This window comes from Desulfosporosinus sp. FKA (assembly GCF_002196785.1).
Classification (GTDB): Bacteria; Bacillota; Desulfitobacteriia; order Desulfitobacteriales; family Desulfitobacteriaceae; genus Desulfosporosinus; species Desulfosporosinus acididurans.
Genome location: NZ_NAHZ01000016.1, coordinates 45,701 through 62,646 on the forward strand (window position 1 = coordinate 45,701; position 16,946 = coordinate 62,646).

At 43.6% G+C, this 16,946-nt stretch carries 14 protein-coding genes; 1 reads left to right on the forward strand and 13 read right to left on the reverse strand.

Annotated elements, in window-relative coordinates; translation table 11 throughout:
- Positions 1-335: 335 nt before the first annotated feature.
- A complete protein-coding gene (locus B5771_RS04715; RefSeq protein ID WP_088186517.1) occupies positions 336-1,193 on the forward strand; it encodes a methyl-accepting chemotaxis protein in 858 nt (285 codons plus the stop codon).
- A 127-nt stretch (positions 1,194-1,320) separates the two neighbouring features.
- On the opposite strand, the gene hypD is transcribed toward B5771_RS04715, so the two are convergent.
- The 13 genes from hypD to B5771_RS04780 all read right to left on the reverse strand — a co-directional run bounded on the left by hypD (position 1,321) and on the right by B5771_RS04780 (position 16,866).
- Entirely contained in the window at positions 1,321-3,678 is a 2,358-nt protein-coding gene (gene hypD / locus B5771_RS04720; RefSeq protein ID WP_088186518.1) for a trans-4-hydroxy-L-proline dehydratase, read from the reverse strand.
- A 100-nt stretch (positions 3,679-3,778) separates the two neighbouring features.
- The gene (locus B5771_RS04725; protein ID WP_172408159.1) at positions 3,779-4,684 is read right to left on the reverse strand and encodes a glycyl-radical enzyme activating protein; all 906 of its coding nucleotides are present in this window, start codon (positions 4,682-4,684) and stop codon (positions 3,779-3,781) included.
- A gap of 147 nt (positions 4,685-4,831) precedes the next feature.
- Positions 4,832-5,548: an ABC transporter ATP-binding protein gene (locus B5771_RS04730; RefSeq protein WP_088186519.1), complete on the reverse strand. Its 717-nt coding sequence runs from the start codon at positions 5,546-5,548 to the stop codon at positions 4,832-4,834.
- On the reverse strand, positions 5,545-6,315 hold the full coding sequence (locus B5771_RS04735) for an ABC transporter ATP-binding protein (protein ID WP_088186559.1): 771 nt from the start codon (positions 6,313-6,315) through the stop codon (positions 5,545-5,547). Before B5771_RS04735 ends, B5771_RS04730 begins: the two co-directional genes overlap by 4 nt.
- A 112-nt stretch (positions 6,316-6,427) precedes the next feature.
- Positions 6,428-7,384, reverse strand: coding sequence for a branched-chain amino acid ABC transporter permease (locus B5771_RS04740; protein ID WP_088186520.1), 957 nt, complete (start codon positions 7,382-7,384; stop codon positions 6,428-6,430).
- A gap of 3 nt (positions 7,385-7,387) precedes the next feature.
- The gene (locus B5771_RS04745) at positions 7,388-8,308 is read right to left on the reverse strand and encodes a branched-chain amino acid ABC transporter permease (RefSeq protein ID WP_088186560.1); all 921 of its coding nucleotides are present in this window, start codon (positions 8,306-8,308) and stop codon (positions 7,388-7,390) included.
- Between the two features lie 104 nt (positions 8,309-8,412).
- The gene (locus B5771_RS04750; RefSeq protein WP_088186521.1) at positions 8,413-9,573 is read right to left on the reverse strand and encodes a branched-chain amino acid ABC transporter substrate-binding protein; all 1,161 of its coding nucleotides are present in this window, start codon (positions 9,571-9,573) and stop codon (positions 8,413-8,415) included.
- Positions 9,574-10,116: 543 nt separating this feature from the next.
- Positions 10,117-10,923 (reverse strand): ABC transporter permease subunit, encoded by an 807-nt coding sequence (locus B5771_RS04755; protein ID WP_088186561.1) that lies wholly within the window; start codon positions 10,921-10,923, stop codon positions 10,117-10,119.
- Positions 10,924-10,928: 5 nt separating this feature from the next.
- On the reverse strand, positions 10,929-11,975 hold the full coding sequence (locus tag B5771_RS04760; RefSeq protein ID WP_088186522.1) for a class I SAM-dependent methyltransferase: 1,047 nt from the start codon (positions 11,973-11,975) through the stop codon (positions 10,929-10,931).
- Positions 11,976-12,020: 45 nt separating this feature from the next.
- Positions 12,021-12,821 (reverse strand): ABC transporter permease subunit, encoded by an 801-nt coding sequence (locus B5771_RS04765; RefSeq protein WP_242966736.1) that lies wholly within the window; start codon positions 12,819-12,821, stop codon positions 12,021-12,023.
- Positions 12,790-13,743, reverse strand: a complete 954-nt coding sequence (locus tag B5771_RS04770) for an ABC transporter ATP-binding protein (protein ID WP_088186524.1) — start codon at positions 13,741-13,743, stop codon at positions 12,790-12,792. Before B5771_RS04770 ends, B5771_RS04765 begins: the two co-directional genes overlap by 32 nt.
- Positions 13,730-15,067 carry an AarF/UbiB family protein gene (locus B5771_RS04775; protein ID WP_242966740.1) on the reverse strand — a complete coding sequence of 446 codons (1,338 nt, stop codon included), beginning with the start codon at positions 15,065-15,067 and terminating at the stop codon, positions 13,730-13,732. The genes B5771_RS04770 and B5771_RS04775 overlap by 14 nt, the downstream gene beginning before the upstream one ends.
- A gap of 206 nt (positions 15,068-15,273) precedes the next feature.
- Positions 15,274-16,866 carry a prenyltransferase/squalene oxidase repeat-containing protein gene (locus tag B5771_RS04780; RefSeq protein ID WP_088186562.1) on the reverse strand — a complete coding sequence of 531 codons (1,593 nt, stop codon included), beginning with the start codon at positions 16,864-16,866 and terminating at the stop codon, positions 15,274-15,276.
- Between the last annotated feature and the right edge of the window lie 80 nt (positions 16,867-16,946).

Below are 16,946 nucleotides of genomic sequence, written 5' to 3' on the forward strand. Positions count from 1 at the left end.
TTAAACACTTTGAACACTATTGTTTAATAATCGTTCCGTTTCGTTAAAGTTGTCTTTGCCTTTACCGTCATTGGAAAACGAAAGAAAAAAATTGGCCATCGCAAAATAAAGACAAGAAAAAGTCGAAAAAGCTAATAAATTTTGTTATTGTAAACTAATATATGATATCTTATAATGCTATTAGATATTTGTACTTAAAATTCGGGATATTTAGAAAAGGAGAAATCTGAGAAATAGCAACCAACAGTCCCACGCTATCAATAATGTAATTCTTAAGGCTTTATATTTCATTTATAGGAGAATCCGATACTAGATTGAATAGGGAGTCTTTAAGCATGAATGTAAACGATCTTAATTCATTTATCGAAACCTTGCCTTGTTTATTGGATGTAATGCAGGATGACATGACAATTTTAGTATATGATTTAGAAAGCATGACTTTTAAAGCTGTTTTAGAAGGGAAAAGCCTTAAAACAAACTTAAAGGCGGGAGATTCATTTAATGATAGCCGAGGCTCTTTCAAATATCTTAAAGAAAGCAAAAGACAAGTTCGTTCAATAGTGCCAAAAGGTTATTTCGGGGTTCCGGCCAAAGGATGTCTTACACCAGTTTTTGATGAAAAGGGAAACGTTGTTGCCGTAGTCTCCGTTTCCAAGAGTATGGAAATTGAAACCCAAATCGAGGAGATTGTTACCTTTCTCTTAGAATCTTTCGAACAACTAAATGTGGGTGTGGGAGAAGTTGCATCGGGATCTCAAGAACTTGCTGTTTTTATCAAGGAAACCATGGAATTCAGCGAAAAAACTCAGCAAAAAATATCAGAAATAGATGGGATTACCCAAAAAATCAAAACTATCTCGGCACAATCTAATTTATTGGCCTTGAATGCCTCAATAGAGGCCGCCAGAGCAGGCGAGGCGGGAAAAGGTTTTAGCGTGGTAGCGAAAGAAATGGGAGTTTTATCAGGTCTAAGTAAAGAATCCACAGAATTGGTATCAAGATCACTCCAAGAAATAAAGAACGCTATTGACACCATTGCCAAACAAATCAGCAAAACAAGCCTTACCGCTGAAAACCAAGCTTCTGCAACAGAGGAAATAGCAGCCACCTCCGATGAGATAGTCACAACTACAAAGCGGCTTGCCCAGATTACACAGATTTCAACGTTTGAAGAAGAATTGGCTCAAAAATAGCAAACTCGTTCCAGCTTTAGCTGAACATCGAAGCTTCAGTGACGAAAGCGCCTAGCCCATAACAAAAGCCCTTACCATTAATCCGATTCAGTTCATCGAATCAATGGAAGGGCTTTTTTCTTTTATCTTAAAAGGCTGTATGCTCTGTTCGGGCAATAATTTCCTCCTGCAGAGCTTCGCTGAGATCGCAGAAATAATCGCTGTAGCCGGCAACACGAACGATGAGATCACGGTACTTTTCCGGTTCCTTCTGAGCTGCCCGCAGGGTCTTAGCGCTAACAACATTGAACTGAATATGGTGACCGCTCAATTTGAAGTAGGAGCGAACGAGCTGGACTAATTTTTCAAGACCTTCATCCCCCTCCACTACTTGGGGAGTAAACTTCAGATTCAGCAAAGTACCTCCTGTGCGGGCATGATCCATTTTCGAAGCGGATTTGATAACCGCCGTCGGTCCTAAGCGATCAGACCCTTGAACGGGCGAAATCCCTTCAGAAAGCGGTTCCCAAGCCCTGCGGCCATCAGCCGTCGCACCAATGACCGAGCCGAAATAGACGTGACAGGTGGTTGGCAGCATGTTAATGCGATAAACCCCGTCTTTCGTCGTTGGCCGCCCATTGACTTCGTTATAATAGGCGTTGAAAATGTCAACCATGATTTCATCGGCATAATCATCGTCATTGCCAAAATGGGGAGTTTTGTTCAGCAGCAGCTGACGAACTCCTTCGCATCCCGTAAAATTTTGTTCTAAAGCCTTCAGCAGTTGTTCCATGGTCAAGTCCTTTTGCTCATAAACATGATAACGAATGCCTGACAAGGTATCTGTAAGGCTGCCCAGACCAACGCCCTGAATATAGTTCGTATTATAGCGGGCACCACCGTCGTTGTAATCCTTGCCTTTAAGAATGCAATCGTCGATGAGTATGGACAGAAAAGGCGAGGGCATGTAGGCTGCATAAAGACGCTCGATGATATTACTTCCCTTAACCTTAATGTCAATAAAATAATGAAGCTGCTTTTTAAAGGCCTCAAAAAGTTCTTCATAGGAGCTAAAGTTATTTGGATCACCGGTTTCCAGACCTAATTGCCGACCTGTCCGCAGATCAATCCCGTTGTTCAAGGTCAGTTCAAAAATTTTCGGCAAGTTGAAATAGCCTGTAAGGATATAACTTTCTTTGCCAAAGGCGCCTGTCTCAACGCAGCCGCTGGTACCGCCTTGGCGGGCGTCCTCAATGGATTTACCCTGGCGCAGCAGCTCTTCAACCACAGAGTCGGCATTAAAGACGGAAGGCTGACCCCAGCCTTTGCGGATGATGCGAGCCGCTCTCCTGATAAAACGATCAGGATTCTTTTTGCTCAATTGAATATTGGAACTCGGCTGTAAAAGGCGCATTTCATCGATAACATCTAACACGAGGTAAGTGACATCATTGACTCCATCCGACCCATCCGCTTTAAGTCCGCCACTGTTGATATTGGCAAAATCCGTATACGTTCCGCTTTCCGCTGCGGTTACCCCTACTTTAGGCGGTGCCGGCTGGTTGTTAAATTTAACCCAAAAACACTGCAAAAGTTCCTTAGCTTTTTCTTCGGTCAAGGTCCCATCAGCTAACCCTTGCTTATAAAAAGGATATAAATGCTGATCCAGCCTTCCAGGATTAAAGGCATCCCAAGTGTTAAGTTCTAGGATAACACCGAGATGCACAAACCAGTAAGCCTGCAGAGCCTCCCAGAAATTTTCCGGGGCATGGGCAGGAACATGGGAGCATACTTCGGCAATGGTTTCCAGTTCCGCCTTGCGCAGCGGGTCTTTTTCAGTTTGAGCGATTTCCTTAGCCTTTTGGGCATACCGCTCAGCAAATGTAATGATTGCTTCAGCGCAGATCCTCATGGCTTTTAGTTCTTCCTGCTTCTGATACGCTTCTGCATCGTTTAAATAATCCAGCCTTGCCAAGTGATCGTCAATTTTCTGAATAAAATCCAAAAAGCCGAAGCGATAGATTTTATCATCAAGAACGGTATGGCCCGGTGCCCTCTGCTCCATAAACTCCGTGAAAATACCCGAATCATAAGCAGCTTTCCATTCCTCGGACATCTCCTGAAAAATTAGATCGCGCATGGAATTTCCTTGCCAGTAAGGAATAATTTCCTGTTCGTAAGCATCACGAACCACCTGACTTACTTTAAAAGAAATCTTGGGTCGTGAGTCAAGAATATCCAAATCCTCAAGGGAGTGACAGCAAAGTTCAGGATACGTATAAGTCGCCTTAGGCGCAGGTCCTCGCTCCCCTACGATCAATTCTCCTGGATTGAGACATATCTCTTTGCGTTCCAGCACGTATTTAAAGGCCAACGCTCTGCGGACAGGCACGGAGGTATTGCCGGATTGACGATAAAATTCCGTCATCAATTCCGCCCTTTCCGCAGAAATATAGGCTTCAGTTTCTAAACTCTGCTGCCTGAGCATGGTTACTCGTTCATTCATTTCGACCTCTCCTCCCCTCGGAAACTTCTTGATACGTTATTAATTTAATGCTCAATATATCAATACTAAATATAATGTTTTAGATGAATAAGCAGCAATACTAACCACCGATTTTAACCTTTAAGCCATACTGTTCCAGCTCGCCCTTGATCCGCTCCATCTGCTCACTCTCAGGAGCCTGGATATCCGGCAGCTGATATTCCAGGCCCAACCGTTTGTATTTATCCACACCAGCCCGGTGATAGGGCAGCAAATGAAGTTCTTGAACTCTTTTCAAGGAGGCAACGAATTCTCCAAGTTGGTGAAGGTTTTCTTTATCATCATTACAGCCGGGAATGATCGGTACACGAACAAGAACCTTAGGATGGTGCTCTGCCAGCCAGCGCAGATTGTCCAGAATAAGTTCATTCGGCACCCCGGTGTAGTATTGGTGTCTCTGGGAATCCATGAGTTTTAGATCGTATAAAAAGAGATTAACATAGGGGCTGATCGTTTGGAGAATTTCAGGCTTAACATAGCCGCAAGTCTCTACTGCTGTGTTTATCTCCTTCTTTTGACAGTCTTGAAGCAGTTCTGTTAGAAAGGTAGGCTGCATCAAGGCTTCTCCTCCTGAAAAAGTAGCCCCTCCTCCCGATTCATCATAAAAGACCAAATCTTTTTCAATCTCAGCCATAACCTGACCCACAGACATAGTTTTTGCCACCAGTTCTCTCGCTCCGGCATGACAGACTTTACAGCAATCCCCGCACACCTTGCACTGAGCACGCTTATATTCCAGTTTACCGGACGTAAGCCCAATTGCGTCTCTGGAACAACTTTCCAGGCACCGACCGCAGCCGATACAGCGATCCGGCCAATAGAACAGCTCTTGGTCATACTTTTGACTTTCCGGATTATGACACCAAAGACAATTGAGAGGGCAGCCCTTAAAGAAAACTGCCGTTCGAATACCTGGGCCATCATGAATAGAATATTTCATAATATTGATGATCTTACCATCTGTCACCTTCAACACTCCGTCTGTCTTGCAATTAAAGAATGATCCAAGGCACAACTTCCAAAATACGCTCAAAGGAGGAAGGAAAGCTGCTCTCCCCCACTAATAGTAACACCGCCGCCCGAATAAAAAAAGGAGATTTCATCCATATTCCTTCTATTCTCCCAGATAAGCCTTTGTTATTCTCTCGTCTTGCCTGAGCTCGGTACTGTCCCCTTCCATGACCAGCTCACCGGTCTCTAAAACATAGCCATAATCCGCTAATTTTAGGGCTATCTTAGCATTTTGCTCGACAAGCAAGATTGTAGTTCCTTCAGAATTCAGCTGCTTAATAATCCGCATAATATCTTGAACAATCAGAGGAGCCAATCCCATGGAAGGCTCGTCTAACAAAAGAAGCTTGGGGTCAGTCATCATAGCGCGGCCTATGGCTAACATTTGCTGTTCCCCACCAGAGAGAGTTCCTCCGATTTGTTTTTGCCGATCTTTTAAACGGGGAAACATTTCAAAAACGTGTTCAATTCGCTTACGGCGCAAGGATTCATCTTTAAGGGTAAATCCCCCTAGTTCAAGATTTTCCTTAACCGATAAATCTTTGAAAATTCGCCGTCCTTCGGGAACATGGATTAAACCCATGCTGACAATCTTGTGGGCTTTCTCTTTACTTATATCCCGGCCATAAAACTCGATTTTGCCTGCAGATGCTTGAATCAATCCGGAAATCGTCTTTAACGTTGTTGTCTTTCCGGCACCATTGGAGCCAAGCAGGGTCACGATCTTACCCTTGGGCACTTCCAGACTTACTCCTTTAAGAGCATGAATTTTCCCATAAAACGTTTCAACATTTTGCAGGACGAGTGCTAAGTCGTTCATTCCTCATCCTCCTTACCCAAGTAGGCTTCGATAACTTTGGGATTGTTCTTGACTTCTTCAGCAGATCCTTCAGCTATTTTCTGGCCATAGTCAATGACCACAATTTTTTCCGAAACTTTCATGACCAACCCCATATCATGTTCTATCAACAGGACTGTGATACCTAAATCCTTCTGAATGCGTCGTATTAAGTCTACTAACTGGTCTTTTTCATCATGGTTGAGACCGGCAGCCGGTTCATCCAATAAAATAAGTTTTGGATGAGTAGCCAAAGCTCTGGCCCACTCTACACGACGTTGGTCACCATAGGCCAAATTACGGGCCAAACGGTCTTGTTTATCTAAAATACCTACAAAGTCAAGACACTCTTCACTGACCTGCCGAATTTTCTTTTCTTCCTGACGCTGACTCGGAAGTCTTAAAACAGCCCCCAGGACACCGGCAGACGTTCGGCTGTGCATGCCGGACATGACATTTTCCAAAACCGTCATATCTTTGAATAAACGCAAATTCTGAAACGTTCTCGCCATACCCAATTTTGTAATTTTATACGGCTTCTGCCGAAAGATACTTTGACCTTGAAATAAGATATCGCCTTCACTGCCTTTATAAAAACCCGTCAGGCAATTAAAAGCTGACGTTTTTCCTGCACCATTGGGTCCTATCAGACTTACAATTGAATTCTCATCCATATCGAAACTAAGGTTATTTACAGCTGTTAACCCGCCAAAACGAAGAGTTAACTTTTTCACTTCTAAGATAGGCATTATACTCATCCTTTTTTTTAAAGTTCCGGACATGCAAGTCGCTTTCTCAACGTTTCTATAAAGGAGGTAAAAAACATTAAACTTCTAAGTTCATTGAAACCCAAATGCCTCTCTAGCTTTTTCGTTCCGGCCAAAGACCTTGAGGGCGAAATACCATAATAATAACCAGGAGAATGCCAAATAAGAGCATCCGCATTTGACCAATTTCGCGAAATATCTCCGGGAAGAAAACCAGGAATACGGCTCCCAGAATTGCACCGGGAATCTTACCCATTCCTCCTAAGATTACAGCCAGGAGAATCATCGCCGATTGAGTAAAGGCAAAGGTCTCCGGCGAAATGGCTGTCATCTTAACTGCAAAAAACGCTCCCGCCACACCGCCAAAGGCAGCTCCAATCATATAGGCGTAGAGTTTTGTTTTTACAGGATCAATGCCCATTGCTTCAGCAGCATCTTCATCCTCGCGAATATATTGCCATGCTCGTCCCAGACGAGAATGATAAATGCGCAGAGACACAATAATCGCCAAAATGACTAAGATAAAAAATGTATAATAAAAATCAGTAATTTGATACAGCTTATGGCCAAAGATAGTCGGCCGTTGAATACCTACCAAACCACTTGCCCCACCTGTAATCTTTAAGTTGCGGGCGGTGATGCGGGTGATTTCCCCGAATCCCAAGGTTACGATAGCTAAGTAATCGCTGCGCAGTCTTAAGGTCGGTCCCCCGATGATAATCCCGGCTATAACACAAAAGATAACAGCGATAGGTATGGTAAGCCAAAAGTTCAGGCCGTATCTCATAAGGATTCCCGTTGTATAGGCTCCTACAGCAAAAAAAGCAGCATAGCCAAGGTCAACTAAGCCGGCATAACCAATAACGATGTTTAATCCCAGAGCCAGAATAATATAGAAAAACGTATTCGTCATAACTTCTTCTATATAGTTATTGACACCCAGAGGCAGTAAGGTAACGATGATAATCAATAGGGACAATAATAAAACACGCGTTTTTTTGCCCTTTATCGTTTCAGGCACACGATCTTTAAAACCAACAGAATTAACCATCTGCTACATCCTCTCAATCTCGCTTTTACCCAAAATTCCGGTCGGTTTTGTAACCAGCAATAGGATTAAGATGCCAAACGTAAAAACGTCTTTCCAAGCAGAGCCTACAAAAGGAAGCTGCGTTCCGGCCGTTTCCAAAAGGCCTAAAATAAGGCCCCCGAGCATTGCTCCCGGTATACTGCCGATTCCGCCGATAACTGCTGCGGTAAATGCCTTTAAGCCAATGATAAAACCCATGTAAAAATGAATGCTTCCATAATAAACTCCTGCCATGACACCGGCAGCAGCAGCCAAGGCTGAGCCGACAAAAAAGGTTAAGCTGATGGTCTTAGTGACGTTAATTCCCATCAGGCGGCAGGCATCCTGATCAAGGGCTATGGCACGCATGGCTTTGCCATACATCGTGCGATTGATAAACCAATATAAGCCAAGCATCAGAATAGCCGTCGCAACCACCATAATTATCTGGGTATAGGTAATATTCAGAGGCCCGACACTGATTCCGTCGTAGCCCAGACTGGTTGTGAAGGCTTTATATTCTCCGCTCGTCATAACCATGACGGCGTTGAATAAGGTAAAGGATACACCTACCGCCGTAATTAAGAGAGACATACGTGGGGCATTTTTATTTAAGAGGGGCTGGTAGGCAACCCTATGTATTACTATTCCTAGGAATCCCACAAGAACCATACTGATCACCAAAGCGGCAGTAATTCCTAACCAACCGATCCCCAAAACACTTCCAAAAAGACCGAGAGCCCCAAATCCCACAAAGGCCCCTACCATATAAATATCCCCGTGGGCAAAATTAAGAAGTTTTATAATGCCGTAAACCATGGAATAACCGAGAGCTACAAGGCTATAAAAAGAACCTAAAATTAATCCATTCACAAGTTGTTGAATAATAATATAAAAATCTGTCATAACATGCACCCCTTCACCCTCTTTGAACTAAAGACAAAGATTGTCTAAGGACGACTGGGAAAAAGTACCCGGTCGTCCTTAGCATCAGTTAGTTTTATACTTTTTTATTGCAGAACAAATTGTCCGTTCTTGATTTGCAAGACGATAAAGTTACTCTCTTGTAACGTCTTATTGGGAGCAAAGGTTACTTTGCCGGCTAGGCCCTGGAAATCCTTGGTTTCGATCAAGGCCTTAATGATCGCCTTGCCATCAGTATTTCCAGCTCGTTTCATAGCATCTGCCAGCAAGTTTATCCCGTCATAAGCCAACGGGGCATAAGCTCCGGGAGTCTGGCCATATTTCGCTTTATAAGCATCGGCAAACTGTTTTGCCGTCGGGAGGAATTCGGCAACGGGAGGCGACAGTACATAGGTGCCTTCTCCGGCAGCTCCGGCCATCTGGATAAGTTTAGGATCGCTGCTGCCGTCACCAACAACAATAGCTCCTTTATAACCGCCTTGACGCAATTGCTTAATTAAGAGGGCACCGTCTGCATAGTAGGCAGTCCAAAATACCAAATCCGTATTTTTAGATTTCAAACTTGTTACTAAGGATGAAAAATCCTGTTCTCCTTTAGTAGTAACGTCATGAGAAACTACTGTATTTCCTGCGGCTTTCCAAGCAGCTTCGGTTTGCTTTGCCAAATCAGAGGAATATGCATCCCCTTGTTCTACGATGGCAACATTTTTAGCTCCCAGCTTTTTAAAGAGTTCGACTGCTTTTTGAGTCTGGTGTACAGCCGTACCATTAATTTGGAAGGTATTTCCGGGATTTTCATCCGTAATTTTTGATGAGTTGGCAGCTTCAACGATATACGGAATATTTTTCTCGTTGTAGATTGTTAAGGTTGGAACAACTGCGCCGGAACAATATCCTCCGACAATAGCTACCACTCCTTCAGAAACTAACTTATTGGCAGCTGCCGTTGCTTGCTGGGGATCACAGGCATCATCACCTGTAACGGTTCCTAATGTTTTACCATTAATTCCGCCTTTGGCATTCACCTCGGCGACAGCCATTTTGATAGCATTTTCCATATCTTTACCGTAGGTCGCCTCAGAACCGGTCATGGGTAATGGTACGCCGATCTTAATATCTCCGCTGCTTACTGTTGACTGATCGGATGAACCTGATGACGATGCACTGGATTGGGTACCGCAGCCTGAAACAATTACCGTAAAGGATAGAAGTGTCACCGCAAGTACACTAAGAAACTTTTTGGACATTTCAAATTTCCCCTCCTCATTTATGTAGGTTGCATTCCGTTGTAATTACAAGCTAAACATCACCTCCTATTTCCGGATCTAAACTCTTTCCCCCCAAAATGACCAGAATTACACAAATATTCAGACCTGGTTAGATGCAGAAAATAGTACCCACCCCCACTTATAGAAGTGGGGGGCTTAAAAACTGGATCAAAATAACCTCAGCTTAGCTATTGATAACAAGCCGAATCAGCCAAAGGTAAAAAAATCATAAATAAGGTAAGGTACCACTCAAAAGCAGCACCGGAACTTTTATAAAACAATTAGGCATAACAGGTTATATAGTAAAAATATGGCAATATTCTATAATCTAATACTCCGCCTTGTTCTTGATAAACAACGTTGTTTCCTCAAAAACTGTCAAATTTACAAATACATTTCTTTTAAAACATATTTAATATGATGATATAGTGCAATAGTAGCTCTGTCAATAATTTATTACCTAATATACATTATACTTTATGCGTGTTATATATAAGAAAGGAAACCATTAGGTTAATCGTCTTAAATTGCCAAATTCTTTCGTCGGAATACGAACCCTGAAAGAAACAGACAAGTTCCTGAAATACAGCTCAAGATAAGGCATTCTTTTGCCGGCAGCAATTTCCCCCGAAGAACTTCTTGGGGGCGAAACAGAGCAAAGGGCGTTACGTTTTGCAAGCCAGCAAATCGTTCACTGAGAGATGACATTACGTCGAGCCCATAAAAAATTACAGTTAAAGCGCTTACCAAAGGAACAGATTCTTCTTCTGAGTTTAGGGACACACCAAAGAGCATGCTGTAGCCACTGATCACCGTACTCAAGCAAAACCCTAAGATTCCCATTCTGAAAAATCCCCACCTGTCAATGGTTACCTTAAAAAAAGCTGCTGCAGAATATATCCCTCCCACCGTAGCACCGGTTAGCATCATTAATTCCGTTAAAAGCACTCCAATTTGGGTATTGATAATTTCTGAGCGGGACACTGGTGCTGACAAAGGATAAGCCATAAAACCTTGTTCAAGCATATGCGCAGTCAGAGCATTTGATGCGCTTATTCCGTAAACGGAAATAAGCAGCGTCCAGAACCTTCCTAATAATTGCGCCGAGATATAGGATTCATAAGATATATCTGTTTCTTCCGCGGAAACACCAAACGCTCGTTTAACCGGTGTTGGAAAACTGTTGGGAAGATCTTCGATCACAGGTGATTCAATAAGAATCGGATAAACCCAGGTTATCAGCCACTCATAAAGCATCAGACCAAGGGAATAACCTATGACCTTTTTACCTTCATATTTAAGCATTGACCAATACAATGCATCGTTCATCATCGTCACCTCGACGTTTCTTGACACTCATCCTTTTTTCGGGCAAAGAAATAGTGGGACGTTCCCAAAGGCATAACCGCAAGATCAACATCGTCGTATCCGGTTTGGAGCAATAAAGATCTAATGTCCTCTGTGGTGGGAAGTCCCTCGAAGCCCTGATGGCAGGCCAGAAAGAAGCTCATAAGATTTTGGGGAAGATGAGTCCGAAAGACTCGAACAGGAGAGCCCTTGCGTACTGCTGTTAAGATCCCTACTTGACCGCCCGGATTTAAAAATTCTCTAATGCTTCCCAGAAGTTGAATTCGTTGTTCCTGGGTGAAGTAGTAGATACTATTGTTGAGCAGACAAAGATCGAAGTTACCTAATTCCAAGAGAGAGTCTTTTTGCTGATAAACTAAGGAGAAAATATCCTGACAGAGAATCCGGATTCTTCCGTTGAACTCTTTAACTTTTTCCTGCGCTCTTTCAGCAACGGCGGGATTCATTTCAATACCTACTCCGCATAGATCTGAAAATTCGCTGCCTAAGATCTTTAAATAGCGTCCTTCCCCGCAGCCTAGATCCAAGACACTCTTCCATTGTTCTTTTTGACACTTACTGCGCAAGTAGGGCCAGACGAATGGCTCAGAAGCGATGGACGCTTTGGCGATCAGTTCTTCTTCCATATCTTTCTCTAACGTTAATTTTGCACGTTGTTTGGTAATCAGATGAGGAAGTTCGGCAAAGCCTATGGCCCAATGTTCTATAAGTTCCTTATATAAGGCCTCTAAGCCAAGGCTTCTATATTTATTAACAGCTTTTGCTAATTTCGTCGCTTGAAAAAGATCATTCTTCTTGGTTAGCAGCTCCATATAGTGAGCTTGTTCTAACCAATGATCTAACAAGATTTCATCCCACTCTGGATGTATGATCATCAGTTCTTTTAAACTTCTTGCTGTTTCCATCTCCGTCCAAAGATTTAGCTCTAAACCGGTTTGAACCACCCACAAAAAACCAAGGTATTCCATCATACTGGTGGTTTTTGCCAGCAATGACAACATACTTACGTCCAAGTGTCTCACTCCTCCATACTTTTCCAAGCAAATCGTTTCTCCGTTCTAAAGGCAGAGGTCTTTCCTCTCAAAAACATAACAGGCAAGGGTCAAAAAGGCCGTTGATAGGGTCATTAATGACACGGTTTGCCAAGCGGGCGTGTCTCCTTCCAGTACTTCTTGAGGACGAAACCAACCAAAGATCGTAAGATATTTAACCCAGGCAAAGCGATCATCAAGACCCGAAAAAATGTCCAGGGCATAACCGCTAAACGCCAAACAAGCAGCGCTCAGAATAACGTATTCCTCATTATTAAAAAGGGTTGAAAAGAATAAGCTGTAGGAGCCTACGGTGAGAAACAGGGCGATAGCCAGGACTCCCAGACTAAAATAGGCTTTTTGGGCCAACGATAAGGCGAATAGTTTTGCTTCTGCCCATATCCCTAACTCCGTCAGAAGAACCATAAGAACCAATCCACTGATGAGTACCGCAGCCTGGGTTGAAAAAACCTCCCGCCGTCCTACAGGAGAGGACAGCAAATAAGCCATTCCACCCTCGGAAACATATTGGGCTATTAATTCGTTAGCCGTACTTATAGTGTAGATTCCCATAACCAGGACCCAAACCTGCCCGAAGCATTGACTGGCGGCAAAAGATTCAAAACGGCTGAGAGCATAATCTGAAGTCAGCCTAAAAACCCGCGCCAATTTCGGCAAGTTCTGAGATAATTTAGTTATACTACTCGACTGAGACAAGGTCGGAAAAACCCCAATCAACAAAAGATTATAAAGGGACAGGCCCAAGGCATAGCTGCAGGTTTTTTTACGTTGTCTTTTAAACATGGCTCGAAATAATGCTCTGTTCAACCGCCTCCCCCCTTTCGTAGAACTGCATAAATGCTTCTTCTAATTCCGTCATCCTCTGCAAAAAATCCTTAACCTGAACTTGAGCTAAAACCTTTAAAAGCGGATTCATATCACCCTGAATTTCAACAGAAACTTGATTAGCGCCGATTCGGCCAGCTTTTAAACCGCTTTCACAGATAAGTTGAGCTTGTTCAGGAGTTTCCAGCGTAATTTCAAACGTCCGGCGTTGTTCCTGCCGCAGTTTTTGAATACCTTCGACAGCGGCCAGCTTCCCTGCCCGAATGATCCCTACCCTGTCACATGTCCGTTCTATCTCCGGAAACATATGTGAAGAAATTAAGATGGTTTTTCCACGGCTCTTTTCCTCTAAAACTAAATCGATAAATACTTTTTGCATCAGGGGGTCGAGACCGGAGGTAGGTTCATCTAAAATTAAAACCTCGGCATCCAACATCATCGTGTTAATAATCCCTAATTTTTGTTTCATCCCTTTGGACATTTTTTTAATAGGCTGTTTTAAGTTAAGATCCAAGTGCTCAGCTAAAGCATCTCGCCGCCTTGAAAAAACGAGACGGTTCCCATGCATTCCTGCCATTAGATTCAAAAACTCAAGTCCGGACATCTCTTTAAGAAAATTCATTTCTCCGGGAAGATACCCCACGAAAGCTTTAACCTCCTTGGACTCTTCCCAACAATCTAAGCTCTTGATCCGGGCAAATCCGGCGTCCGGTTTTAGAAAGCCCATTAAATGGCGGATTATCGTGGTCTTCCCTGCGCCATTGGGTCCTAATAAGCCAAATACTTCACCCAGCCGAACATGAAAGGTGACATCTTTAAGCCCAACAATGCTGTTTGAAATTGCCTCCTTATTCTTTCCCCGAGCTTTTGTATAAATCTTCGATAATCCATTAACCTGAATCATGGTTTAACACCTTCTTAGACGTAAATACTTTTTTGAACCAGTCTTTTATGCTCCACTGCTCCCATAGCCAAAAACGCCGCAAGGGTTTGATTAACTCTGCTAAACTCATGGAAGGATCGAGTTCATGAATAATTCCTTCAAGAATTAACAGTGATTTACCTAAGAGGATAAACTCAGGAGGAAATTCAAGCTCATATTGAAACGCCAGATTCATACAGTCGTTAATGACCTTCTGCAAATCCACTTGGCCAAAGGGAACGTCCAAATGTCTTCGCTGTATCTCCACAAGGTCCTGACATAAACTTGCAAAGTCAACCCTTTTCGAAGAAACTCCCAACCGCAATATAGCTCCAGCCAAGGCTTGAGAATTACGCCGTCTTAAGGCCAAGATTGCCTTCAACAACTGTCGTTTTAAACGCGGATTTAAAACTCCTACAATCCCGAAATCGATAAATCCAATCCTTCCTCCGGATAAAACGATAATGTTTCCGGGATGGGGGTCTCCATGGAAAAAACCGTCCCTTAAAACTTGCAGGAGTAATGCCCGTCCTAAAAGCTCAGCGATTGTTCTGCCATCATAAAGAGTTAAGATTTTCTGTCGCTCATTAAGTTTTATTCCTTCAAGATAGGACATAGTCAGAACCTTTTTGGTTGTATGAGCCCAATAGATTTGTGGAAAAATTACATGCGGATCTTTGCTGAATCCCTGTGCCATCCTCTCAGCGTTTTTGCCCTCCGCTAAATAATCCTGTTCTTCTTGCAGCCATCTCGAAAATTCCGCAAGTATTCCCCGGAGGTAATAGCGTTTTAAGTTTGGGAAACGATACTCCACGACAGGAATGATTTCTCTCAAAATTTCCAAATCCGTTTCAATGACTCCCGTATCGGGGCGCTGGACTTTAACCGCAACCGGTGCGCCGGATTTCAAGCGGCCAACATGGACTTGGCCAATCGAAGCCGATGCTAAGGGAGAAGGAGTAATGTCCTGAAATATTTCTTGGATTGGAGCTCCTAACTCCTGCTCGATAGTACGGCTAATAAGAGCAAAGGGAACCTGTGGAACCCTGTCTTGAAGCTGCTCCAACTCATGAATAATGGGTAAAGGGATAATATCCGGGCGTGTGCTCGCAAACTGACCAAGTTTTATAAACGTTGGACCTAGCTCGTTCAAAACTCGGCGAATCCGCTGACCAAGATGTGCCATGACAACTTCATTTTTCCCCTGGCTTTTTAGGCTCTTGCTTTCAAAGAGAATAAAGCCAAATCCATGGCGAATCAGCACGGAAACAATCTCTTGATATCGGCCAAAATGCTGAAAAATCATTTCAAGCACGGGAAAAGCGCTCCTTTTTAACCTTCCTCAACGTCATAATCTATAATATTCCAAGATACCCAATTATGACTCTTTTTCTAACTCACACTAATTTCCAAAGTTCTTACAATCATCTCAATGAAACAAACTAAACTATCCAGGCCAAAATCTTTATTGCTAAAAATCCGGCCTGGATAGTATTAATTTTAATCTTTAACTCAGAAACCCAAAAACGATCGTTTGGGAGTATTTATGATCTGATATCGCTGTAAGGCCCGAATAGCAGTTAAAGCCGTTGTCAGGGGTTCCTCATAATTCCAGCCTTTAGCATAGATTCCGCGATATGACGGCCGAAAGGAGCCATTGGCTTTTTGCGCACTAAGAAGATTCTGGATGCCCTTATCTATGACCTCCTTGGGTACGAATTGGCCATACCTCCATAATCCCGATAAGGCCAATCCCGTCTCCACAATCGAACCCCAGTCTCCTTGATTCTGAGCTTTGAGCAAAAACTCCAATCCCTTTTTGCGAGCCGCTTGAATATTACGCGGAATTGTCCAACGTTCCCAGCTAATTCTCCATTTACTAAGAAGTTCGAGGACCTGAGCCGTGCTGTAGACTCTCCCTTCAAACCAAGAGGCCGGAAAACCTCCCTCCTTATCTTGTTGAGAAATCAGCCAATTAAGTCCTCGCCAAATTGGTTCATTTTGCCCTCGGGAGAAACTCCATAACGCTTCCAAAACATGAATCGTCACATCAACACTTGAGATATAGACAGGAAAATCCGAGGAGACAGCGGGGGGGGCTCCAGTAAAGCTGGGAAATGTTCCCCAGCTTCCATCAGAATTTTGCAGTCTTCTCAGCAGCTCTACACCCTGCTTATTCTGCTTTCCAAGCATCTGATGATAAGCCATTAAGGCAACAGAGGTATCGTCCAGATCCGGATGAGTATGCGGAGGAGTGCTTCCGTAACTCCCGTCGGAATTCTGCCCTTGCTTAAGATAATCCACTGCCTGAGAAAGCCAAGGATACGTTTCATTCCTTTTCAGCTGTTCGCCAAAAACACATACTGCCCAGCCCACCGCCCAGACTTTAAGCTGGTCGAAGGCCGGCCAGCCGCCGCTGGAGTACTGCTTGGAAACCAACCATTGCCCTGCTTTCTCCGCGCGTTTACTATTGCCGCCCCGCCGCAGGAGAGCTAAGATACCTAAACTTGTAGCCACAATATCCTCGGCCCAGGAACCGTCAGACATTTGCGTTTCCAGAAGATAGTTGACTCCTTGGCTGATTCCCTCTGGGGAATCGGAAGCAAGAATTGATGCTGCAACGACGACCGGACGACCATAGAGAGGTAATTTGGTCAAAACTTGGTCTTGAAGAATATTGGGAAGCAAGATTTCTTCCGGAGTAGGTCCTTCTAAACCTGGCACAACCCTTTGACCTAAAGATAATATCATCTCTGAAAATTGCCGGGCCTGAGATAAAAGCCGGATTTTAGCTCTCCAGCCCCCCTCACTTCCTTGTATAACTGAATTAACGATCTGAGTTATTTCCGGATCAGGCTGGTCGCCGGGAAATTTCCCCCAACCTCCGCGGCGATTTTGCCATAACCACTGAACTCCTTGCCTTTGGGCGCTTTCAAACCCTCTTCCTATTGCCAGAAGGGCAAGAGCAGCGAGGGCTGAAGCTCCCGGACTTGGAGATACTCCGTGCATTTCATCAAGATTTCCTGTTACAATTTGTTCTATGCCCTCTGCTACATAGCTCCTGGCTTTAGCAAGACATTCGTTAACATCACCTTTTAGCTCCATAGCACCCTCTCCTTTAAGGCATCCCATAATATGATTTATGTTTGGAGAGGGATAATCGTTCCAATAGTCTTCTTTTCCTT